Below are 22,325 nucleotides of genomic sequence, written 5' to 3'. Positions count from 1 at the left end.
CCAGGGGTTCGGCCGAGGAGGTTCGGGTCACCCTCGATGCTTTCGGCGTGGGCCGAGTGACTATTCATGCTCCGGTTCGAGCAGTGCGGTGCGCATTGCCGTGGCGTGCCATTGTTCGAAATCCTGGTGGCTCCAGCCGCGTTCGTCGACCAAGCGCTGATAGTTCGTGTACTGGAGTTGCAACCACAGCACATCGGTTGCGGCGTCGGGGGAGATACCGCGCCGCAACGATCCGGTCGCGGCGATCGCGGCGACGACGCTACCGGCAGTCTCCAGCAGCTGCCGCTGCGTTGACTTCAAGAGCTCCGCCAGGTCCTGGTCGGTGCCGGCGGCCTGCTCGAGGACGACCTGCAGTGGTCGCACGCGCTGCATCTGGGCTGCGGTGTGCGCGGCGAACTCTTCGAGCAGGCGTCGCGGGTCGGTGATGGTGAGGATGTCCGTCGTCATCGAGTCGATCTCGGTGGCGTCGTTGTCCGCCGCGGTCAGCTGACCGTCGGTGGCCGCATACTGGCGAGCGAGCGCGAAAAGCTGGGCCTTGTTGCCCGCGGCGAAGACGGTCGGGCGGGAAACGCCTGCGCAGGAAGCGATCTGGTCGATGGTGGCGCCGCCGTACCCGCGTTCCGCGAACACCTGCATTGCCGCCTGCACCACGATGTCGCGGGTGCGGCGCGCAGCCTCCTCGCGCACCGGGGACCGGTAGGCGCGCTGCAGTCGATTGACGTCTGCCATAAGCTCTGGTTTACTCTCAGTCATGTCATTTTACTGAAGGTCAACTCAAATGTGAGGCTGACATGGGCGGTGCCGGGGTCGCAGAGTCAAGGAACTGGGACGGTCTGATTGCCGGTGCCTGTCCGGAGGTGGGTGCCGCGGTCCGGACCGGCTGCACCGGCCGAGCCGAGCGCCGTTGCCGGCGTGCGGTGCCCTCGGCTGTGTGTAGATGTCGTCGGTCTCATGCGGTCTCTTCTCCTGCCACTCGCGGCGGGTGTCCGCCGAAATTGGTTTTGCTTCGGCGAGAAGCATATCAGTCGAGAGTGCGAACAGGCCGTAACGCGTGGGTAATGCGTTCCGGGTCGTCGATTATGGACAGGGCAGAATAGTGGCAGAATCTATCGACATCGATCCGGACGGATTGCGTTCGGCGGCAGCGATGTTCGACGAGATCACCGACCAACTCAAAAAACTCACGGACACCCTGGTTAATTCTACCAACGGTGAGGGTGAAGCATGGGGTGACGACAAGTTGGGCCGGAAATTCGCCAAGGGCGACAAGGGATATCTGGTCGGCCGGGATAATTCTTTCAAAAACCTGTCCCAGCTCGCCGACATACTCGGTCAGAACGCGGCGAACCTGCGGGACACGGCGAATGTTTTCGAGGAAAACGAAAAAACTCAGTCCGTTCGGGCCACCCGGCAGAGCATACTGAAGAAGCCCGAGCAGTAACAAATGTCCAGCGTCGCGGTACGCCTCGACCTACCCTGCGGAGGCCCCAGGTGGTGAACGAACGGCTGCAGGCCGATGCCGCGATGATGATGGAAGCGCTGTCGGAACAAATCAACGGTCTGTCGAAAATTCAGCGGGATCGTTCGCGGCTCACCGCGACCGTCACCGCCTGTCAGAAGCGGACCGCGCCGCCGAACTCACCGGAGCGCCGCTATGACCACGAGGACACGGCTTTCGGTGATGCGGAGCCGCTCGGCCGCCGGTCGATGGTCAGCGATCTCGACGAGTGAGGTCGTTGCGGGATGAGTTTGTATCTGCCGCCGGAATTGCGCTGGCTGGGGTGGGTCGCCGGTGGTGCGTGGCCGGACGGTGACGAGGACAAGGTCTGGGCGGTTGCCAGCGCCTACCGTACGGCCGGCGAGGAGCTGCGGAAACTGACACCGGAAATCGCGGACGTCAAACGCACCGCGGTCGAGGCTTATCCCGAGGGTGTCGGCGGCGACAAAATCGGCGCGCTGTTCGACCAGATGCTGACCGGCGATCAGTCGATGGATTCGCTGGCGCATTTCATGGACCAGATCGCCGACGCCGCCGAAGAATTCGGCACATCGGTTCAGGCCGCGAAGCTGATGACCATCGTCTCGCTGGTGGCATTGGCCATCGAAATCGCTTGGGCCTACGCTACTTGGCCGCCAACCGCACCAATCGTTGAGGCGTCCGAGGAAGCAGCGACCCAAATCGTGGTGCGCCGCCTCGAAATACAAATCCAGGAAAAGATCGCGGCGAAGGCGGCGGCGACATTCGCGGAGAAGTTCGCGAACCTCGGTAAGCAATGGATGGTGAAAATCCTGGAGGGGGCGCTCATTTCCGGTGGACTGGACGTGCTCGTGCAGGTCGGTGAGATGGGGCCCGGTGGGCACCGGAAGCATTTCAACTGGAAAGAGTTCGGGGCATCGCTGGCCGCGGGCGGCGCCGGCGCACCGTTCGGCCGGGCCGGGGCCAACTGGATCAACAAGTACACCTCGAAGTTCTTCGGGGAGAAGCTGGCGAATCCGTGGGTCCGGGCTGGGAACGGCGTGATCGTCGGGGTCGGTTCCAGCCCGGTGTTCGGCTTTTTCGGTGGCGTCGGTGCCGGTCTGGTCACCGGTGACTGGTCCGAGACGCTCGGCAACCCGCACGGCTGGGTCGGCGGCGTGGCACACGGCGGGCTCGGGGGCGGTGCCAAAGCCTACTTCGGCCATAGTCGGTTCAACAACAAGCCCTTCGAGGTCGAGTGGAAGCTGCCTGCCGACGGGTCGGTGAACAACCCTCGGCGGGGCGGATTCTCGTTCGACCTCGGCGGGGCCGGATCCCAGCGTTCCCGGAACGGATTCGAGGGCAATAGATTCGGCGGCGACTACGCTACGAACCAGAATCCGGTCGGATCGAACAGGTCGGGGGGTGGCAACCAAGACTCGGTCGACGCTGCCCCTTCGCCCGGTGACCGGTCCGGATCGATGGCGAGCGGGCAGGGTTCGCGGGCGACGCACCCGGCCTCGTCTACCGGGCACGGCAATTCGCAGGGTTCGGCCGCGTCACCGTCCAGTAGAAACTCGCAGGACAGCTCGAGCGGTTCGCATTCGGGCAGCTCGGGCACGAGATCGCAAGCCTCCCGAGATACCGGAAGCAACTACAACGGCAGTGAGTCGGAAGGTACGGCCAATTCCTGGCGGTATGAGCCGCTCTCGAGCGATAGCTCGCACTCGTCCAATGGATCATCGAACGGCCACTCGGGTTCGTCGAGCGGTTCGTCGAGCGGTGGTTCGCACTCGTCGAGTGGGTCGTCGAGTGGTGGTTCGGGTTCGTCGAGCGGTGGTTCGCACTCGTCGACCGGGTCATCGAGCGGTGGCTCGGGTTCATCGAGCGGGTCGTCGAGCGCTGGGGACGGCCGGAGTGCGTCTCCCGCATTCTCGAATCATTCCGGGAGCAGCGGAAGTTCGTCCGCCTCGGAGGGACCGCCGCCGTCGAGAGCGTCCTCGTCGAACCCGTCGGTGGACAACCGCGGCTCGTCGGTGATCAATCGGGCCGGCGATGGGCCTGCGGGCGGTCCGCCCGCCACCCGTCCGTCCCCAGGGAGCGACGGTTCGGTGTCGCAACCGCCCAAGGCCGGTATCGAGACATCCTCGCGCCCGATGCCCGACTCGAATATCGTTGCGGGACAATCACAGCGCGGGCCGGCGTCGGTGTCATCGATGAGTTCGAACGAGTCGGGTCCGCCGCCGCGTTCGTCGGCGGTGTCGTCGGTGGGTTCGAGTGACTCGGGGCAGTCGCTACGCCGTCCAGCCGGGGGGAATCTCGATGGACCGCCGCCGCAGCGTTCGCCGGAGTCCGGTGTCTGGCCACAGCGACAGCGGCTGTCGGAGGGGGAGACGCCGCTGTCGTCGAGCCGTCCAACGGGGCCGAACCTCGATGGGCCGCCACCGCGTTCGCCGGGTTCGGATATGGGTTCGAACAACCCGAAGCCGTCGCGGTTCTCGGTGTCCGGCTCCGGTGACCAGCTGCCGCCGGTTCGGCGCACGCCGGATTCGGATTCGGGTGGTAGCTCGCCGTCGAGGCCGCGTTCGCCGGAGTCCGGTCTCCCGCCGCAGCGACAGCCGCTGCCGCCGAGTGAGACGTTGCGGGGATCGGTTCCGCCGGAACAGCATTCGAGCCCGAACGGGCGGCGTGGGCCCGACGACGCCGAGCCGGGAGTCCGGACGTTCGAGGGCGATCAGGAGCATCCGAACTGGTCGCGCGGTGAGTCGGGTGATGTGGTGGTCACCTCGTCCGATGGCACCGAGCATTGGGTGGACAAGCACGAGAACATCTTCCTCGGGCGTCCCGAGGACCCGCACTGGGTCAAGATAGGTCCGGATCGCTCGGTCGAATTCGTGCCCAAGACCGGCAATGATCCTGTGGCGGAACCAGGTTCGTGGACCGGTGGTCCAGCCCGCGAGGGCGAGGTCAGCTTCACCCGGGACGACGGTACCGAGCACACGGTGCTCGCCGACGGTTCGGTGCGGACGAAGTCCCCGGACGAGTCGACGACGATCGTCCGGCGAAACGGCAGCGCGGAACTGCGTTCGCCGTGGGACGACCGGACGCACTTCGATCCGGACGGAACCGCCACCCACACCCGGCCGGACGACCCGACGACGGTCACCACGCACGACAACACCGTGCACATCGGCACGCCGGGGCGGCACCGGGACGAGGACGACAATCTGGTTGTCACCTCTCCGGACGGAACCAGGCATGTGGTCGGCGATGATCGGACCATTCTGGTGGGTCGCCCCGGTGATCCGCAGTTGCTGAAGGTCGAGGCCGATCGTTCGATCGTGTTCGTCGGACCGGACGGCACCAGCCCGACGGCCCATCCCGGGGCGACTTCGGGCAAAGGGAGCGGTGTGCAGTCGCCGACGTTCACTCGGCGCGATGGCGTCTCGCACACCGTGCTGGACGACGGCGCGGTGCGGACGAAGTCCCAGGGCGATTGGACCACGATCGTAAGGCCCAACAGGGCAACGGAATTCATCTCACCCACCGGTGACAGGACCGTGCACAAGGCGGACGACACCGTGGTCGAGTCCGGGCCGGGCAAGCCAACCGTGACCATCGGCCCCGACCAGACCAAGCAAACCGTCGAACCAAATCGCGCGGTAACTGTCGAGCATCCCGACAGCACCACGCATGTGGTATTCGACGCCGCGGATCCGCAGGGCGGCGGGCGCACCGGGCACCCCGACGGCACGGTGATCCACCATGACGTGCACGACACGTCGAACATCGGGATGCGCGATCGGCTCGGCGGCTTCGGCCAGGACGGTGCGCGCAAGCCCGGTGTCGTCCAGATGGAGCGGCCGGACGGGACCGGCTTCGAATCCTCGCCCAACGGCGTCAAGGTGTTCGACGGCGGCACCACCTATGAGCGCGGTTCGGGTAATTCGGTGCGGGTGACAGAGGCGAACGGGCACACCGAAGCCCGGTCGCTGAGCGAACCGATCGAGTTGTCCAATGGTGCGCGGCTGGAGAAGACGCCGGGTGGGTTCCGGGTCGAGCACGAGGACCGTACGATCTCCGAGATCGGTCCGCGCGAAGTGCGTTTCACCGACACCGACGAGGTGGTGCGCGGAACCCGCACGGATGGAATGGCTTTCGTCAAGCATGGCGAAGACGGCCCGCTGCGTGAGGTCCGTGCCGATGGGGCGGTGCGGATCACGGCGCCGGACAAGACGTCGTGGGGTAGCAGGGGCGACGGCACCACGTGGCATGTCGACGACAAGAACAAGGTGCACATCTCCGCTCCCGATGGGACGGTCGCACCTCCGGTCGACCCGAGGAGTCCCTATGTCGAAGGCGCCCGCCTGACCGCCAAGATCAAGCCGCATCCGCTGAGCGGTAACGGGAAGCCAATAGGCGGGTATGAAGCGCCGACCGCGCCGCTCGCCGACGACTGGATTCCGCCGGGGTACGACAAGAACCAGGCGCCGCCGGACCCAGACCTTCCGGATCCGGATGCGCCGGAACAGTATTGGGGTCCCCAGTACGACTGGGATCCATCGGATTCGGACTTTTGGCCGGGGCCGGATGATGATCCATCCAACGGAGGCCCGCCGAATCCCGGTCCGTACGACAACGATCCGAACTTCCCGGGTCCAGGAGGGGACGACTACGATCACGTCTCCGGTGGACCTGGCCATGGTGGGAATTCCGGCGGCTCCGATCGCGGCGGGAATTTCGGTGGCTCCGATCGCGGCAGCTCCGGCGGTCTCGGCGGTGGTGGCAATTCCGGTGGACCGAGCGGTTCCGGTGAAGATGGCGGCAGCTCCGGCACCTCGCGCCACGATGGCGGGCACGTCGGTGGTTCCGAAGACCGTGGCAGCTCCGGCGGTGATCACCGCTCGCCAGATAACGACCGACCGCCAGCGCGGCACCTACCGCCTCGACCGGACCCGGCGATGCTGGCGAGGATGCTGCAGAATCTGCATGCCGCGGAGAACACGGTGCCGCCGCTCCTGTCACCGGACGGGGACGCAGGGGAGGAGACGAACGGTCGAGACGAGCCGTCGCCGGACTTCTGGCGGCTGGGTCCTAGCAACACCCTGCCGACGGCACCGGGTGGTTCGGTCGAGCGACCGGGAACGGAAGGTTCGACTGGAGCCTCGAACCCGTCGCGGCAATTGCGGCCGGGCGACGGAAACAGCTCCGGCCGGTCCGATCCGTCTGCCCAGTACCGGGGCCTGGATCAGCCAGGACAATCACGCTCAGGCGGTTCCAGACTCGGAACCCCCGATCAACCCGGCTCCCCGAACAATCCCAGTGCCGGGAATCAGTCGGATCAATCGCAGGATACGACTAGGCAGGGCGCTCCGGGCACGCAGAACCATCCGGGAACTTCCGGCGACGAGGGTCAGCCGGATCGTTCAGGGACACCGCGCAATTCGGCTGGTGAGCACCCGCTGGGCCAACCGGGAGATCCGAAAGCGACCGGTGGCGATAATAATTCGGGATCGCCCGGGCAAGAAGGCAAGCCGGGAGCAGACGACAACGCCGGATCTCAGGGATCCGAGTACAAATCGGATGGCGCAGACCCGTCGGTGAACCCTGGTGCTGGGGACCGTTCGGGTGCGACGGATTCTGCGGCACCGTCGGTGGACGCTGGTGCTGAAGATCATTCGGGTGCACCAGGTTCCGGAGACCAGCACGGTGCACCGGGAGCCGAACGCCCTCCAGCAGACCCGCAACATCCGGGTGCGCAGCTGGATCCGGATCAGCATCCGGGAGTGCCTGGGCAGCAGGAGAATTCCGGGTCGAGCGGGAACGGGACGCAGTCGTCCATGCCGAGGATGCCAGCGTCCGCGATGCAGGACGGTCACCAATCCGCCGTGCCGTCCGCACCCGGCGGGGCACCTTCCGCATCTGGAGCGCCGCCACCGGGAACTGCGCCCGGCGGTGCCTCCGCTGCGCGGCAGCAGCCGCGCCGAAGCCGTAAGAAGGACGACAAGCCGCGTAAGAAACCGAAATCGATGCTCATGCCCTCGCCGGACGAGGATTCCGAGCAGCGCGCCGGACCTGGCGACTCGACCGACGTCCCGTTCATTTTGGGAGCCTCGCCCTCCGCGACCGAGGCGGTCATAGCGAAGCGACCCACCACGACGATCAGGAGTACTACAGATGGCTGACGACAAGGTGACGCTGGACGGAAATGAAGATTGTGACCGGACCCCGTCGAACATATCGCGCCGAGCTGGGTAATAGCTGTATTCGGGACGACATCGAAACACATCGGGAATGGGGACGCCCCGAGGACCGGTACTGAATACAGCGCAGGAGTTAGGAGACCGTCATGACCGGAGATCGGCAAATTCGGGTGGATACCGCCCGATTGCGGCAGAGCGCGGACCAGATGGACGAGGTCGGCGACAAGGCGAAAGACATCATCACCACGCTGAAGAACGCGATCAACGCGCGTGACTATCCGTGGGGCCACGACGACTATGGCAACAAGTTCGTCAAGGGCGATAAGGGTTACGGGAAATCTGCGGAGAACCTGCTCACCGGCGGCGACAATATGGTCGATTCGGCGGGCAAGTTCAGCAAAGGCATGCGTGACGCAGCAGACAAAATGGACAACATGGACGGCCGGCAATCATGATCTATGCCGAGCACGAGGGCATTGCCGTCGTGGGGATCGGTTGCCGGTTCCCCGGGCGGCAATCGATGCGGAGCACGAGGCGCCGATTGCGGCGATGCGCGCGATGGGTGTCGAAGTAGTACTCGAACGCGTCGACGTCTCGGTAGGGTTGCCAAGTACCTGGAGATCGACTTCTCGACCATGGGCTCGATGCGTGGCCCGATGATCGCGGAACTCGCCGCTTCGGCGCGCGCCCGGATGCCGGCGAAACATCTGGAACCGCAACGGCTTCGGCGCCGCGCGGGGGGTGATCGAGAGAGCGGAACTAGCGGGTCGGCTCGAAGAGTTCGGCCTGTCGGACGGTGGCTCGGGTCGTCCAACTGCATTGTCAGGGTGGCTAATCGAGCGAGCGAGAAGGTCCGCGACCGCAGGTACTGCGTTCCTTGCAGCGCAACGGCTTCGCGAATCCTTGGTGCTGCCCGAGTGCGGGGCGCGGCCTCCTCGCGCATGGGGGAACGGTAGGCGCGCTGCGCTCGATTGACGTCAGCCATATGCTCTGGTTTACTCTGAGTCATGTCATTTGATTAGCGGTCAACCCAAGCTGTGAACTGGTCCGACGATGCGGAGACCTCCGGTGGTGAACGAACGGCTGCAGGCCGATGCCGCGATGATGATGGAAGCGCTGGCCGAACAAATGCAGGGTATCGCGAAAATCCAGCGCGATCGGTCGCGGCTCACCGCGACGGTCACCGCCTGTGACAAGCGAATCAGCGTGACCGTCAATGCCGACGGCATCCTCATCGAGACCCGGTTCGCCGACGATGTGGGCGACCTGTCCTACGGTGAGATCGCCGCGGCTATCACCGAGGCCGTCCAGGCCGCGGCCGCGCAGGTCGGCGAGCGGGGCCGTCGGTTGATGGCGCCGCTGCGGGAGCGCAAGGACCGATTGCCGCACCCGTCGGACCTCATCGAGGGCATGCCGGATTTCAGGTCCGTGATTCCGGTGCCGCCGCCGGTGTCGACCGCGCCGCCGAACTCGTCCGAGCGCCGATACGACGACGAGGACGCGGGTTTCGGCGATGCCGAGCCCTTCGGACGCCGGTCGATGCTCAGAGACCACGACGAGTGAGGTCGCTGCGGGATGAGTCTGTATCTGCCGCCGGAGCTGAGCTGGCTGGGGTGGATCGCGGGCGGTGCGTGGCCCGGGGGTGACGAGGACAAGGTCTGGGCGGTTTCGACCGCTTACAAGCAGGTCGGAGAGGCGCTGCGGAAACTGACTCCGGAAATCGAAGGCGTGAAACGCGCCTCGGTCTCCGCGTATCCCGAGGGCGTCGGCAGGGACAAAATCGGCGCGTTGTTCGATCAGATGCTGACTCGTGACCAATCGATGGATTCGCTGGCGCATTTCATGGACCAGATCACCGATGCGACCGAAGATTTCGACACATCGGTGCAGGTCGCGAAACTGATGACCATCGTCTCGCTGTCGGCTGTCGAAATCGCCTGGGCATGGGCATTCCCGCCGACCGTACCGACCGCGTCGGCCGTGCGGGCGGCCGAGGAAGTGGCCACCCAAATCGCCGTGCGCCGCCTGAAATTGCAGATCCAGCAAAGAATCGTGGCCAAGGTGCTGTCGTTGGCAGTTGGGGGTCGAAGTGAGTCCGGGGCCGTCTCGAATTATGTTGAGAAAAGCGGAAGTTCGTCCAGCTCGACGGCATGGGCGCCATCGAGAGCGGCGTCATCGAATCTGTCCGTCGGCGGCCGCGGCTCGTCGGTATCCGGTGGAGCGAGCGACCAGTCCGCGGGCGGTCCGCCCGACACCCGCCGGTTCCCTGGGAACGACCGTTCGGTGTCGCAACCGCCCAAGAGCGGTCTCCAGTCGTCGGCGCGCTCGACGGCCGACTCGAATATCGCCGCGGGACCATCGCAGCGCCCATCGACGTCGGTGTCGTCGATGGGTTCGAATGACGCGGAGCCGCTGCCGCGTCGGTGTCGTCGGTGTGTTCGGTCGAATCGCGACTGCTGCGTCGTCCGGGGTCGGTGTCGTCGGTGAGTTCGAACGATCCGGAACCGCCGCTGCGTCGCCCGGTGCGGCTGAATTCCGATGGGCCGCTGCCGGGTTCGCGGGCCTCGGCGTCAGGTTCGGGTTCCGGGGATATTCGAGATCTGCGGGAACGGCCGCAATCTCCGCGCGTGCCTAGTGCCCTGGGTTCGCAGGAGCAGCCGGGGGCATCGAAGGACTCGAGTGCGACAGATGCTTCAGGCACCTCGCGGGACTTGTACGGCCAGCGGCCGCCGGTTCGAACCGCGAGCCCGAATGCCACTAGTGAGAACGATTCGAGTTCGCTTGTGGATCCCTCGGGTTCTAAGGACCGCTCGGGTGTATCGGGTTCCGAGAACGCGTCGGACGGAACCGGCGCTGGAGGCGATTCAGGTGCCCCTGGCTCCGCCGACGGGCAGAACGCACTGGGATCAGAAAGCCGTCCGGCGCACCCACTGCATCCGGGAACTCAGGAGCAGCAAGGGAATTCCGGGCCGAATTCGCCAGCGACGAGTCCGTCCATGCCGGGAAGGGCGCCCGCGATGCCGGACGGGCCCGCACCCACCGGGCCGTCCGCTGCCCCTGGGTCCGCGTCGCAGGGGGCAGCACCGGGCAATGCTGCCGGAGCGCCGAAGAAACAGTCGCGTCGGAATCGCAAGAAGGATGACAAGCCCGGAAGGAAGCTCCAATCGGTGCTGATGCCCCCGCCGGACGAGGCGTCCGAGCAGCGCGCCGGAGCGAGCGAATCGACCGATGTCCCATTCACTTTGGGGGCTCCGATCTCCGTGACCGAACCGGTCGTAGAGCAGCGGCCCACCACGAAGACCACGAGGAGTAACGCAGATGGCTGACGCACCCCAGAAGATCGACGACACGACCAAGGCGACGTACGACGACTGGGAAAAGAACCGCGCCAACGCGGACAGCGGCAAGTTGACGATGAAGACCGACCTGAAGTTCGACATGGCGGCCGTGGTCGAATGCGTACGGCGGTGCCACGACCTGATCGAAAACCTGGCGTGGTATCAGGACTTCATCAAAGAATATCATATGAACGATATGAAAGATTGGTCCACCGAGAGCGGCGGCAGGGAGCTTACTCATCGGTTCAATACCAAGGGTAACGACGTCATCGAAACGATGAATACGATGAAGCGGATCCTGGAGGACATGGGCGATACGTTCAGTAGCGCCGGTGGCAACTATCTCCGGACCGAAAAGCAGAATACCAATGATTTCGACAAGGTCGGCGATCTACAGGCCGCGCTGACCACAAAGACAGCCCCGAAGGGCGACCCGCCGACAACGACAACAATGTCGAAGGCCTCCGATAAGCCGAATCCGTTGACGCCCGCAGTCGGGGCGGGCAGCGAGAAATCGATTTCGACCGAGTCCGCCGACCTCTGGTCGTACGACACATATTACAATTTCAGTCATTCCCTGACGGGAAATGATCAGGTGGCATACGACACCGGTGCCCGGTACACCTGGATGGCCGGAAATCTCACGAATGATCTCGCGGACCTGAACCAGGCCCTGAAGAGGCTGAACTCCGATATGTGGACCGGTGAGGGTGCGGACCAGGCCGTGAAGGCGATCGGGCGATTCGCCGACGATTCGAGCTCCTTTGCCGAAGAGCTGAAGGGCCTGGGCAGCGATCTGAGCTACTGTGCTCAGTGGTTGAACTACATGTCTCAGGATATTCCGGCCAAGAAATGGGACGACGATGATGCCGACACATGCCACAAGAACAAGAGACTCGCGGGCTGGCGCGAGAGGTACAAGAACGCGTACCAGCCCGGTGTCGAAAACGCTGTCAAAGCCATGCCCATTGTGGCCGTAACCGGTGCCGCGCCGGCGCCTCCACCGGGCGGTAACAACAACGACGGTAACAATGGCGATGAAAAAAAGATTCTGGCATACCGCCGCACCAGCGTTGGACGCACTCTGCGAGACGACAAAGACCGCAACAACGACGGCAACAACAACGGCGGCAACAACGGTAACAACAACGGCGGTAACAACAACGGTAGTAGCAACAACGGCGGCAACGACAACGGCGGATCTCAGGGCGGCTACAACCAGAGCAAGTCCCGGGGTGCTGGTGACCCCTCGAACGGCGGTGGCTCCCAAAGCGGTGGTGGTTCCCAGGGAGGTGGCGGTTACCAGGGAAGTGGCGGTTCCCAGGGAGGTGGCGGTTCCCAGGGAGACGGCGGTTCCCAGGGAGGCGGCTCGCAGGGAAGTGGCGGTTCGAAGGATGTCTCACGCACGGGCGGCGGCAACCTGCCCGCCTACCCGAATGTCAATCCCCCGGGCGGCGGAAACCAGGGTGGCGGTGACGGATCCGGTAGCGACGGCGGGTCCGGCAATGGCGACGGCAACAACGGCGACAACGGCTCCAACACGTCCAACAATCCGCAGACCAGTCCGGCGGCGAGCCACCAGCTCACCAAACCCGGGTTGAACGGCAAACCGGGATCGGGCCCCAAGGCGCCGCCGGGATCGCCCCAAGATCTGATCAACAAGCTGATGCACGGCGAGAACCCGTTCAAGGATCTGAGTCCGGAGGCACTGCAGCAGATCGGCAAGGATCTGCTCGGTGGCTTGAACCCGGATCTGTTGAAGAATATGAGCCCCGAGGACTTGCAGAAACTGGGCGCGGATTTCGTGCAGCACTTGAGTCCCGAGGATCTGAAGAAGATGGGCAACGACCTCCTCGGCGGTCTCGGGCCGGACGGACTGAAGGGCCTGGATCCGGACACGCTGAGCAAGCTGGATCCGGAGACGCTGCGCAAGCTGAGCCCCGACACGCTTGGCAACCCGGCGAGTCCGCTGGCCAAGACCCCGGGCGGCGCCGATATTTTGAAGACGCTGATGGACGGGTTCAAGGAAGCGTCTTCGGCGCTCACCGATGTGGTAAAGGCCGGCACCGAGGTATTCGCCGGTCTGACGAGCAGCGGCCTGGCCGGCATCCCGGGTATCGGCGATCTGCAGAGTCTCAATATCCCCGGTTTCGACAGCAGTGCGATTCCGAACGATATCGCGGCTGCCTTCGGTGGCGCCCATGCCGGAATTCCCGGAGGTAGCGGCGGGGGCGGTGGCGCACCGCACGCGCCTGATGCCCCGCATGGCATGGTCGAGTCGAAGTTGTTCCCGCGGGCGTCGGTGCAGAGCGGGCTCAGCAATTCGCAGATGTCGACCATACAGGCGGGAAGTACCGGTTCCGACGCTTCAGGAACGCCGATGGGCGGCATGGGCGGCGGCATGGGCGGCGGGATGGGCGGCGCGCAGGGCGGTGCGGCCAAGGAATACAAGCGGCCCAAGTATCTGGATGCGGCAAGCAATCTGGAGGAGGGCCTCGGCGATGACGCCGCGTGGTCGAAGTCGGTGATCGAGCCGTGACGAGCCAGTGGAAATTCACAGTGCTCGAATTCGTCGTGCTGTGTGAGCGGCATCGTCAGGGTCTGCTGCCCAAGCCGTTCTGGCTCGAGAGCGACGAGGTGGTCTTCGCAGACGACCTGGAGCGACGCAAACGTGCGGCTTGGGAGGACCTGCAGCGGCGGCTGGACGGTTGGTTCGACGGCGCGATCGAGGTGCTGTGTGCCCCGGAGCTGTATGTGGAGGTGTCGAGTTGGGACGAACGAAATATGCGCAACTCGACGAAGGGGCTGCGCGTATATGCCGCTCGCGCAGGCGCTCTCGCTTATGTCTTCGAGCAGACGCCCGGATCGCTTACCTACGACACCGTTGCGTTCACGGTGACCGAATGTGATCCGCGCAGGCTGGCCGACGCCGTGGAGGAGCTGCTACCACGGGTGGAGGCCGGTCAGCTGCCGGGCATCCCGATCGTCACCGACCGCACCGAGGACGTCGCACCGAGTTGGGGCGGCAGCTACCTCCGTGACGATCGGGAAAACACGTTGATCTCTCGGACACAGCGGTTCTTTCAGCGTCCCGCCGACTGCACGGGAACGATCGAGGTGGTGCAGGGCCGGTCGAAGTACGGGCCACGCGGGATTCAGAAGACGACGATGATGTGGCGCGATGTGATCGGTGACGGCCGATATGTGATTTCGCTGGACGAGCCGCCGTTCGCGGTCGGTACGAATCGTCAGATGCTGGTCGAGCGGATCCAGAAGGATATCGGCAATTTGATGCAGCGGCTGGAAACCCATTGGGAATCAGGGCGTCCCGAAGACCGGTATTGAATTCAGAGCTAGGAGACCGTCATCACACTGGCCACCATCTTCAGCCCCTGGCGGCTGGAGCACCTGCCCGGACCACCCATCGGTCCCGCCGTCACGGTGACCCTGCGCCCCCCGCGGGCTGCGGATGCGTGCCATCGGACGCACAAGCCGAAACAGGGACGGTCGTGGCCTTGCTAGGCACACCTCCCGGATGCGCTCACCCGTCCCGGTTCGGTTGGTCGGGTGCGCAGCTGATCAGTAGCTGGGTGGTGTGGGTGATGTGGTCGCGCAGTAGTTGCTGTGCGTGGTCGGCGTCGCGGGCGAGCACGGCGTCGAGCAGTGCTCGGTGTTCGGCGGCGACGTCGCGGCCGGGTTCGTTACCCATGGACACCGACCACTGCCGGTACAGCTCGGCCTCCTGCCGCAGCGACCGCGCCGCGTCGAGCAGTCGCTGGTTGGCGCAGCCCGCCAGCAGCGCGTGGTGGAAGGCGGCGTGGGCTTGCGACCATTCGTCGGTCAGCCGGTCCGGATCCGCCGGGTTCCGGTATGGCGTGCGTTCCAGAAGGTGGTGTGCCGCAACGGCATCGGCTTCCCAGGGCATATCGCCCTCCAGTACGGATAGCCGTAGGACCAGCGATTCTATCTCCGCCCGCGCCTGCGTCAGCTCTGCCAGGTCTCGGTGCGACAGCGGCCGGACCTGGTAGCCCTGATGCGCCTTCGTCACCACCAACCCCTCGGCGACCAGCCGCGTCAGCACCTCGCGGGTGGCGCCGACGCTCACCTGGTAGCGGTCGGCCAGGTCGGGGAACTTGAGGCGTTCGCCCGGCACCAGCCGACCGCCGAGGATGTCGGCCCGCAACGCCTGATGGATGCCGTCGGTGCGGGTCGTCCCGCCGCTCTTCGTCATGCGCACACTCTAGCAGTTTACGAATGTCTCTTGCACTTTCGAAAGTTACCGGCTACTTTCGAAAGTGTTCGCAGCTCTGCAGTTGGAGGGCCGAAACCCTTACCGAGCAACGTCATTCGAGGAGTTGCCATGCGCTCGCACGCCCTGCACCGTCCGACCGTGTTCCGCGGCGGGACCGTCCTCACCATGGATTCCGCCCGGACCGTGCTCGAAGGCCACGACGTGCTCGTGGTCGACGGCCGGATCGCCGCCATCGGTGCCGATCTCGTCGTTCCCGACGGCACCGACGAGATCGACGCCCGCAGCGGCATCGTCATGCCAGGAATGGTCGACACGCACCGGCACATGTGGCAGACCACGACCCGCGGCTACGGTGCGGACTGGACACTCTCGCAGTACTTCGTGTGGTACTACCTGAACTGGGGCACGAAGTTTCGGCCCGAAGACATCCACGCCGGGAACCTCCTCGGCGCGCTGGAGGCGCTCGACGCCGGGGTCACCACCTGCGTGGACTGGTCGCACGGCCTGCAGACGATCGACCATGCCGACGCCGCGGTCGACGCGCTCGCCGCGGTACCGGGCAGGTTCGTGCTGGCCTACGGCAACATCCAGGACGCGCCCGCGAACTGGACGGGTACACCGGAGTTCCGCAAGTTCTTCGAGCGCCGGGCCGGCGATCTCGAGGGCTTCCAGATCGCCTTCGACGTCACCGGCGATCCGAGCTTTCCCGAGCAGCGGGCGTTCGAGGTAGCCCGCGAGTTGGACCTGGCGGTGACCACGCACGCCGGAGTCTGGGGCGCTACCGGCGACGACGCCGTGCGACTGATCCATGAGCACGGCTACGCCGAGGCCAGGACGGTGTACGTGCACGCTTCGACGCTTTCGGCGGACTCATACGACCGCATCGCGGCGAGCGGCGGATCGGTGTCGGTGTCCACCGAGAGCGAGCAGAGTGCCGGGCAGGGTTATCCCGCGACGGCCGCCCTGCGCGCGCACGGAATTCCGGTGTCGCTGTCGCTGGACAGCTGTGTGCTCTGCAGTGGTGACCTGTTCTCCGCCATGCGCACGACGTTGGGTGCCGACCGCGCAGCCGAGCATCAGGCGGCGCACGCTCGCGGTGAGACCGTCACCCACGCCTCCCTGCATGCCGCGCAGGTCGTCGAGTGGGCGACGCTGGGTGGCGCGCGAGCGATCGGGCGCGACAGCGAGATCGGCAGTGTGCAGGTCGGCAAGAAGGCCGATCTCGTGCTCATCCGCAACGACCAGTCGCCGGCGATGGCGCCGCTGCTCAACCCGCACGGACACGTCGTCCTGCAGGCCCAGCGCGCCGATGTCGACACGGTCCTGGTCGACGGCCGGATCGTGAAGCGCGACCACCGCCTCGTCGGTGTCGACCTGGCCGGCGCGCGCCGCGCGGTCGAGGCCACGGTCGACTACCTGCGCGCCGAGATCGGGGAGCAGGCCTGGCGCGAGGGCATGAACCCGGAGATCCCCGAGACCAAGGTCCTCGACAACCCCTACACCTACACCGACTACCGGTCAGCCGCCACGCACGGTGACCCCGTGTCTAAGTGACGACCGTCCACATCCCGTCCAGTCAGGAGCCCACCCCATGCGTTTCGCCACCATCTCGGATCGGTTGTCGCTGATCACCGCGTCCGACACTGTCATCGACCTCACCCGCGCCAGCCGCGGCCGATTCGGCTCGAGCATCCAGGAGGCGTATGAGCGCTGGGACGAACTGCTCGAGTTCTGCACCACCCTCACCGAACAGGGCACACCACTGTCGGACGTCCCGACAACCGAATTCGGCAATCCGGCTCCGAATCCCCGGCAGCTGTTCGCGATCGGCCTCAACTACGCCGACCATGCCGCGGAGTCGTCGTTGCCGGTGCCCGAGGAGCCCGCGGTGTTCACCAAGTTTGTAACGTCGCTGACAGGTCCGTATGGGACAGTCTCCCTGGTGCCGGGCACGGTGGACTGGGAGGTCGAGTTGGTCGTGGTGCTCGGCCGCCGGGCGCACCACGTGGCCGCCCGGGACGCTTGGCGCTACGTCGCGGGAGTTACTGTGGGACAGGATATTTCGGAGCGGGTCCGGCAGCGGGTCGGTCCGGCGCCGCAGTTCAGCATGGGCAAGTCCTATCCGGGCTTCGGGCCGATCGGGCCGGTGCTGGTCACCCCGGACGAGTTCGACGACCCCGACGATCTGGAACTCGGCAGCCTGATCAACGGCGAGCAGATGCAGAAGGGCCGGACCTCCGACATGGTTTTCCCGGTGCCCGAGCTGATCGCGCGCCTGTCGGCGATCACTCCGCTGCTGCCCGGCGATGTCATCTTCACCGGCACCCCCGCCGGCGTCGGGTTCGGGCGCACCCCGCAGCGGTACCTCGCCCCCGGTGACGAACTGGTCAGTTACGTGCGCGGCGTCGGCGAGATGCGTCACCTGATGGTCGCCGGGCACTGAACCCGTCCAGCATTTCTGGAGACACGAATTCCCTGGAGAGACAATGGCTTTGCATCGACTGTCGTCGGTCACGATCGGCGTACCCGATCCGGCCGCGACACGCGACTACTACACCGAATTCGGGCTGGCACCCCGATCGGACGGCTGGCTGTCCACCCGTGACGGTGGCGACCAGCTCCGGCTCATCCGGGCACCTTCCCGACGGCTGGCCGAAATCGTCATCGGCGCGGACGATTCCGACGATCTCGACGCGGCGGCCGCCCGCCTGCGCAAGCTCGGCCTGCCCGTGGAGCGCACCGCCGACTCGGTCGCCACCGTGGAGCCGATCGCCAATTTCCGTGCCGTGGTACGGATCTCGAACCGCCTCAGGCAGCCCGTCACACCGGCGACGCCGTACAACGGGCCGGGCCGCATCGAACGCAGCGGCACCCGCGCCCCCGGTGTGTTGCGCGAGGACCCGGTACGGCCACGCAAGCTCGGCCACGCGGTCATGGGTTCGGTGGATTACGTGGCCACCCGCCGATTCTTCACCGAGGGACTGGGTTTCAAGCTGTCCGACGAGATCAAGGGCGAGGGCGCTTTCCTGCGCTGCTCCACCGACCATCACAACGTGCTTGTGCTCAACGCGCCGGTCAACTTCCTGCACCACACCTCGTGGCAGGTCGACGATGTCGACGATGTCGGCCGCGGCGCCACCGCCATGCTCGAGGGCAACCCGGAACGACACATTTGGGGGCTCGGACGCCACCACGCGGGCTCGAACTTCTTCTGGTACCTCAAGGACCCGGCGGGCAACTTCTCCGAGTACTACTCCGACATGGACTCGATCATCGACGACCAGCTCTGGAGCCCGGAGGTATTCACCGGCGCCCAAGGCCTGTTCAGCTGGGGCCCGCCACCACCGCCCTCGTTCCTGCACCCCGAAGACCTCGCCGCGCTGATGACCGGCGCGCACCACGCCCAATAGGAGAGATCATGTCTGACCTGTACGTACCCCAGATCCCGGACAACCTGAACATCCGCTTCGTCGAGAACCACATCGTCGTCAAGCGCCCGGCCCATGTCGTCTACGACTGGGCGACCACCTGGTCGAATCTGCCGAAGTGGCTGCCTTTCGCGTCGGGCACCGAGGTGCGCCGCGGCACCGAAGGCGTCCCTGCCGAACTCGGGAATGTGCTGCTCGAGTACATCTTTCCGGAGCTGAACGAGAAGCCGAAGGAATACACCGTGGTGGCGCGGGTGCCCGGCAAACTGTGGACGGTGGTCGGCCGCGACGTGCTCGACGACGGTACCCCGGCCGCGGCGATGCACGCGATCGCCACCTTCACCACCTTCGACCTCGGCGACGGGACCACCCTGTTCTGCCGTCTGTTCCAGCGGCTGATCCCCGACACCGAGCCGCACGGCCCGCACCCGGTCGAAGACGCGGCACAGGTCCAGCCGGGACTGGAACTGCTGAAGGCGCACATCGAGGGCACTGCCGAATAGCCCGTGGCTGCTCGGAATTGACGACGAAGACCCTGACAGGGGCGCGTTCTCGAAGCGCGCCCCGCCACTAGAACGAATCATGAGGTAATCCGATGAACAGCGACGCTACCCTTGCCAAGCCCTACCTGACCGGCCACTACCAGCCCGTGCCGGACGAGATGACCGCGCACAACCTGTCGGTGCGGGGTGCCATCCCCGCCGAACTGAACGGCCGCTACTTCCGCAACGGCCACAACCCGAAACCCGGTGACACACCGACACATTGGTTCAGAGGCGCGGGCATGCTGCACGGCCTGCGGCTGCGTGAGGGTCAGGCCGAGTGGTATCGCAACCGGTGGGTGAAGACGCCGGCCCTCGACGGCGCACCTTTGATCCGCGAGGACGGCAGCATCGATTTGACCGCAAGTGTGGCGGGCACCAACATCATCGAGCACGCCGGCCGCATCCTGGCGCTGCAGGAGGCGAACCTGCCGTTCGAGATGACTCCGGAGCTGGATACGGTCGGCGCCTACGACTTCGGCGGCAAGCTGAAAACCGCGATGACCGCGCACCCGAAGGTGGATACGGTTACCGGTGAACTGCATTTCTTCGCCTACTCGCCGGTCGCGCCGCACCTGATCTACTACATCGCCTCCGCCGACGGCGAACTGCGCCACCAGCAGGTCGTTGAGGGGGCGGGCCCGTCGCTGATGCACGACTTCGCGATCACCGAGCACTACGCGGTGTGGCTGGACCTGTCGGTGACCTTCAACCCCGCCGAAACCTCCGGCATCCCGTATCGATGGAACGACGCGTACCAGGCGCGCATGGGCATCCTGCCCCGCACCGGCACCGGTCCGGTGCAGTGGTTCGACGTGGAACCCGGTGCGATGCTGCATGTTTCGAATGCCTACGAGGACGCGGCCGGGCGGGTCGTGGTGGAAGGCCCTCGGTTGGACCGGTCGGCCTGGGAGACATCGTGGAAGTGGTGGATCGGCACACCCGGATACCCGACCGACCCGGTCGCCGGAGCCCTGCAGTACCGCTGGGTCCTCGAACCCGGGCAGGCCGCGGCACGCGAGGAAATGCTGGACACGCTGGTCACCGAATTCCCGACCATCAACGACGACTACGTCGGCCGCCGCAACCGCTACAGCTACGCGGTCGCCTACCCCGGCTCTGGATACCACGGCGTCGGAATCGTCAAGTACGACAACGACACCGGCGCACGTCAGCTGGCCCCGACCGGGGACGGGCGTATCCCCGGCGAAGCTGTTTTCGTCCCGGCCGCCGACGCGACGGGTGAAGACGACGGCTACCTGCTCACCCTCGTCGGCGACCGCGCAAGCACCGCCTCGGAGCTGCTCATTCTCGACGCCCACGACTTCACCGCGCCGCCGATCGCGGCTGTCGAACTGCCCAGGCATGTGCCCGGCGGTATCCACGGATCCTGGATCGCCGACTGATCGCCGTTTCTACTTGCGGCACAACCGAATTCGTTAGAACAGTGTAGCCGTCCGATGCCACCGAGCGGTCGGACGGCCACTGTGCGTGGACCTGGAGACAGCTCATGAACCCTCAACCGCAGCCCGTCCCCGTGACTCGGGCTCCCACCCCGCCGGCTCGGGCCTGGATCGGGCTCACCGTCCTGGCCACCGCACAGTTCCTGGTCGTGCTGACCACCTCGATCGTCAATGTCGCGCTGCCCGATATCGGGCGGGGGCTCGAACTGTCACCGGTCGGGCTTTCCTGGGTCGTCAACGGCTACGTACTCGCGTTCGGTGCCCTGCTGCTCCTGGGCGGTCGACTCGGTGACGTCTTCGGGCGGCGGCGGGTATTTCTCACCGGCACAGCGATTTTCACGGTCACCTCGATTGCGGCGGGGCTCGCCCCGACCGCCGCGGTCCTGCTCGCCGCCAGAATCGGACAGGGGGTAGGCGCGGCACTGCTCGCCCCGACCGCACTCGCACTGGTGCTGACACTGTTTCCGGCAGGCGCGGGCCGCGCGAGGGCGATCGGGGTATGGGGCGCCGTATCGGGAATCGGCGGCGTCGCCGGTGTGCTGGCGGGCGGCCTCTTGACCGGCGTATTCGGCTGGCGCGCAGTATTTTTCATCGGAGCACCGGTAGCGTTCGCGGTGCTGGTCGCCACGATATCGCTGGTGCCCGCCGACCCGCCGGCGGGCGGCCGGATCGACCTATGGGGCGCGGCCACCGTGACCGGTGGACTCGCCGCGCTCACCTACGCGCTGTCGGTCGGCGGACAATACGGCTGGACTTCGGCTCGCGTTCTCGTGCCACTGATCGCGGCGGTAATACTGCTCATCCTCTTCGCCGGATCGCAGCGGCGGATATCGCAACCGCTGGTCGCGCCCGCGATCCTGCGTATCGGCGGGGTACTGGCCGCGAACATCGTCATGACGCTGCTCGGCGCGGTATGGCTTGGACTGTTCTTCTTCCTCCCGCTCTACCAGCAGAAGGTGCTCGGCTACACACCGATCCAAGCCGGCCTCACCCAACTGCCACTGGCGATCATGATCACAACAGCCTCCACGATCACACCGAAACTGGCTCGACACCTCAACACCCGCGCCCTGCTGGCCACCGCCCTGGCACTGCTCGCAGCCGGGCTGGCCTGGCTCGCGCGCACGCCCGTCGACGGGCGATTCCTTTTCGACATCGCCGCCCCCTCACTACTCATCGGCACCGGACAAGGCATCGCATTCGTGCTACTCACCGCACAAGGCACCACCGGCGTCCCCACCGAACACACCGGACTGGCCGGCGGACTGATCAACACCACCCGGCAAATCGGCGGCGCACTAGGGCTGGCCGGACTACTCGCCATCACCACCGCGGCCGGCGACTCCGGCAACCACCCCACCGCATCGCAGCTCGCCCACGCCTACGGCACCGCGTTCACCGCCACGGCGGCCATCGCCGCAGCCGCGGCCATACTGACCGCCATCCTCCGCGACAGACCTGCACGGTGAACGGCTGGTCCGAAGCAATCTGGGACGACGGGAGGGAACATGGGTGATGATCTCACCGCCTCGATGACCCGAATCGTGGGGGCGGGCGCCCGCCCGCCCCCCCCCCCCCCCCCCCCGGCCAGCGGGGAAAACACCACCCCCCCGAACCACCCCACAAAACGCCCCCCGCGGTGC

The 22,325-nt window shown here is 65.8% G+C and carries 16 protein-coding genes; 14 read left to right on the top strand and 2 right to left on the bottom strand.

What is annotated here, in order from left to right; translation table 11 throughout:
* Positions 1 to 60: 60 nt before the first annotated feature.
* Entirely contained in the window at positions 61 to 729 is a 669-nt protein-coding gene (locus tag ACIA8C_RS12955) for a TetR/AcrR family transcriptional regulator (protein WP_397134059.1), read from the bottom strand.
* 322 nt (positions 730 to 1,051) lie between these two features.
* Here ACIA8C_RS12955 and ACIA8C_RS12950 point away from each other — a divergent pair, with 322 nt between their 5' ends.
* From ACIA8C_RS12950 to ACIA8C_RS12915, 8 genes are all read left to right on the top strand, one after another.
* Entirely contained in the window at positions 1,052 to 1,441 is a 390-nt protein-coding gene (locus ACIA8C_RS12950; protein WP_397134057.1) for a hypothetical protein, read from the top strand.
* A 50-nt stretch (positions 1,442 to 1,491) separates the two neighbouring features.
* A complete protein-coding gene (locus ACIA8C_RS12945) occupies positions 1,492 to 1,731 on the top strand; it encodes a hypothetical protein (RefSeq protein ID WP_397134055.1) in 240 nt (79 codons plus the stop codon).
* Between the two features lie 12 nt (positions 1,732 to 1,743).
* Positions 1,744 to 7,641, top strand: coding sequence for a hypothetical protein (locus ACIA8C_RS12940; protein ID WP_397134053.1), 5,898 nt, complete (start codon positions 1,744 to 1,746; stop codon positions 7,639 to 7,641).
* Positions 7,642 to 7,805: 164 nt separating this feature from the next.
* On the top strand, positions 7,806 to 8,114 hold the full coding sequence (locus tag ACIA8C_RS12935) for a hypothetical protein (RefSeq protein WP_397134051.1): 309 nt from the start codon (positions 7,806 to 7,808) through the stop codon (positions 8,112 to 8,114).
* Between the two features lie 613 nt (positions 8,115 to 8,727).
* The gene (locus ACIA8C_RS12930; RefSeq protein WP_397134049.1) at positions 8,728 to 9,222 is read left to right on the top strand and encodes a YbaB/EbfC family nucleoid-associated protein; all 495 of its coding nucleotides are present in this window, start codon (positions 8,728 to 8,730) and stop codon (positions 9,220 to 9,222) included.
* A gap of 12 nt (positions 9,223 to 9,234) precedes the next feature.
* Positions 9,235 to 10,146, top strand: coding sequence for a hypothetical protein (locus ACIA8C_RS12925; protein WP_397134047.1), 912 nt, complete (start codon positions 9,235 to 9,237; stop codon positions 10,144 to 10,146).
* Positions 10,147 to 10,977: 831 nt separating this feature from the next.
* Positions 10,978 to 13,536 carry a hypothetical protein gene (locus ACIA8C_RS12920; RefSeq protein ID WP_397134045.1) on the top strand — a complete coding sequence of 853 codons (2,559 nt, stop codon included), beginning with the start codon at positions 10,978 to 10,980 and terminating at the stop codon, positions 13,534 to 13,536.
* Positions 13,533 to 14,342, top strand: a complete 810-nt coding sequence (locus tag ACIA8C_RS12915) for an ESX secretion-associated protein EspG (protein WP_397134043.1) — start codon at positions 13,533 to 13,535, stop codon at positions 14,340 to 14,342. The genes ACIA8C_RS12920 and ACIA8C_RS12915 overlap by 4 nt, the downstream gene beginning before the upstream one ends.
* A 196-nt stretch (positions 14,343 to 14,538) precedes the next feature.
* On the opposite strand, the gene ACIA8C_RS12910 is transcribed toward ACIA8C_RS12915, so the two are convergent.
* A complete protein-coding gene (locus ACIA8C_RS12910) occupies positions 14,539 to 15,228 on the bottom strand; it encodes a GntR family transcriptional regulator (protein WP_397134041.1) in 690 nt (229 codons plus the stop codon).
* A gap of 129 nt (positions 15,229 to 15,357) precedes the next feature.
* On the opposite strand from ACIA8C_RS12910, the gene ACIA8C_RS12905 reads away from it, so the two are divergent.
* The 6 genes from ACIA8C_RS12905 (at position 15,358) to ACIA8C_RS12880 (ending at position 22,151) form a co-directional block, all read left to right on the top strand.
* Entirely contained in the window at positions 15,358 to 16,803 is a 1,446-nt protein-coding gene (locus ACIA8C_RS12905; protein WP_397134039.1) for an amidohydrolase family protein, read from the top strand.
* 37 nt (positions 16,804 to 16,840) lie between these two features.
* The gene (locus ACIA8C_RS12900; protein WP_397134037.1) at positions 16,841 to 17,692 is read left to right on the top strand and encodes a fumarylacetoacetate hydrolase family protein; all 852 of its coding nucleotides are present in this window, start codon (positions 16,841 to 16,843) and stop codon (positions 17,690 to 17,692) included.
* Positions 17,693 to 17,735: 43 nt separating this feature from the next.
* Entirely contained in the window at positions 17,736 to 18,659 is a 924-nt protein-coding gene (locus ACIA8C_RS12895; RefSeq protein WP_397134035.1) for a VOC family protein, read from the top strand.
* Positions 18,660 to 18,667: 8 nt separating this feature from the next.
* A complete protein-coding gene (locus ACIA8C_RS12890; RefSeq protein WP_397134033.1) occupies positions 18,668 to 19,180 on the top strand; it encodes an SRPBCC family protein in 513 nt (170 codons plus the stop codon).
* 92 nt (positions 19,181 to 19,272) lie between these two features.
* Positions 19,273 to 20,625 carry a carotenoid oxygenase family protein gene (locus ACIA8C_RS12885; RefSeq protein WP_397134031.1) on the top strand — a complete coding sequence of 451 codons (1,353 nt, stop codon included), beginning with the start codon at positions 19,273 to 19,275 and terminating at the stop codon, positions 20,623 to 20,625.
* A gap of 104 nt (positions 20,626 to 20,729) precedes the next feature.
* On the top strand, positions 20,730 to 22,151 hold the full coding sequence (locus ACIA8C_RS12880; RefSeq protein ID WP_397134029.1) for an MFS transporter: 1,422 nt from the start codon (positions 20,730 to 20,732) through the stop codon (positions 22,149 to 22,151).
* Positions 22,152 to 22,325: the final 174 nt, after the last annotated feature.

The organism is Nocardia sp. NPDC051321 (assembly GCF_044455225.1).
GTDB lineage: Bacteria > Actinomycetota > Actinomycetes > Mycobacteriales > Mycobacteriaceae > Nocardia.
The sequence above is the reverse complement of the archived record's forward strand: the minus strand, read 5'-3'. Positions and strand labels throughout refer to the sequence as shown.

Excerpts from the sequence above, each read along its gene's own strand:
- ACIA8C_RS12955 (WP_397134059.1), bottom strand. The coding sequence starts at position 729 with ATGGCAGACGTCAATCGACTGCAGCGCGCCTACCGGTCCCCGGTGCGC.
- ACIA8C_RS12940 (WP_397134053.1), top strand. The coding sequence starts at position 1,744 with ATGAGTTTGTATCTGCCGCCGGAATTGCGCTGGCTGGGGTGGGTCGCC.
- ACIA8C_RS12935 (WP_397134051.1), top strand. The coding sequence starts at position 7,806 with ATGACCGGAGATCGGCAAATTCGGGTGGATACCGCCCGATTGCGGCAG.
- ACIA8C_RS12925 (WP_397134047.1), top strand. The coding sequence starts at position 9,235 with ATGAGTCTGTATCTGCCGCCGGAGCTGAGCTGGCTGGGGTGGATCGCG.
- ACIA8C_RS12920 (WP_397134045.1), top strand. The coding sequence starts at position 10,978 with ATGGCTGACGCACCCCAGAAGATCGACGACACGACCAAGGCGACGTAC.
- ACIA8C_RS12910 (WP_397134041.1), bottom strand. The coding sequence starts at position 15,228 with ATGACGAAGAGCGGCGGGACGACCCGCACCGACGGCATCCATCAGGCG.
- ACIA8C_RS12905 (WP_397134039.1), top strand. The coding sequence starts at position 15,358 with ATGCGCTCGCACGCCCTGCACCGTCCGACCGTGTTCCGCGGCGGGACC.
- ACIA8C_RS12900 (WP_397134037.1), top strand. The coding sequence starts at position 16,841 with ATGCGTTTCGCCACCATCTCGGATCGGTTGTCGCTGATCACCGCGTCC.
- ACIA8C_RS12895 (WP_397134035.1), top strand. The coding sequence starts at position 17,736 with ATGGCTTTGCATCGACTGTCGTCGGTCACGATCGGCGTACCCGATCCG.
- ACIA8C_RS12890 (WP_397134033.1), top strand. The coding sequence starts at position 18,668 with ATGTCTGACCTGTACGTACCCCAGATCCCGGACAACCTGAACATCCGC.
- ACIA8C_RS12885 (WP_397134031.1), top strand. The coding sequence starts at position 19,273 with ATGAACAGCGACGCTACCCTTGCCAAGCCCTACCTGACCGGCCACTAC.
- ACIA8C_RS12880 (WP_397134029.1), top strand. The coding sequence starts at position 20,730 with ATGAACCCTCAACCGCAGCCCGTCCCCGTGACTCGGGCTCCCACCCCG.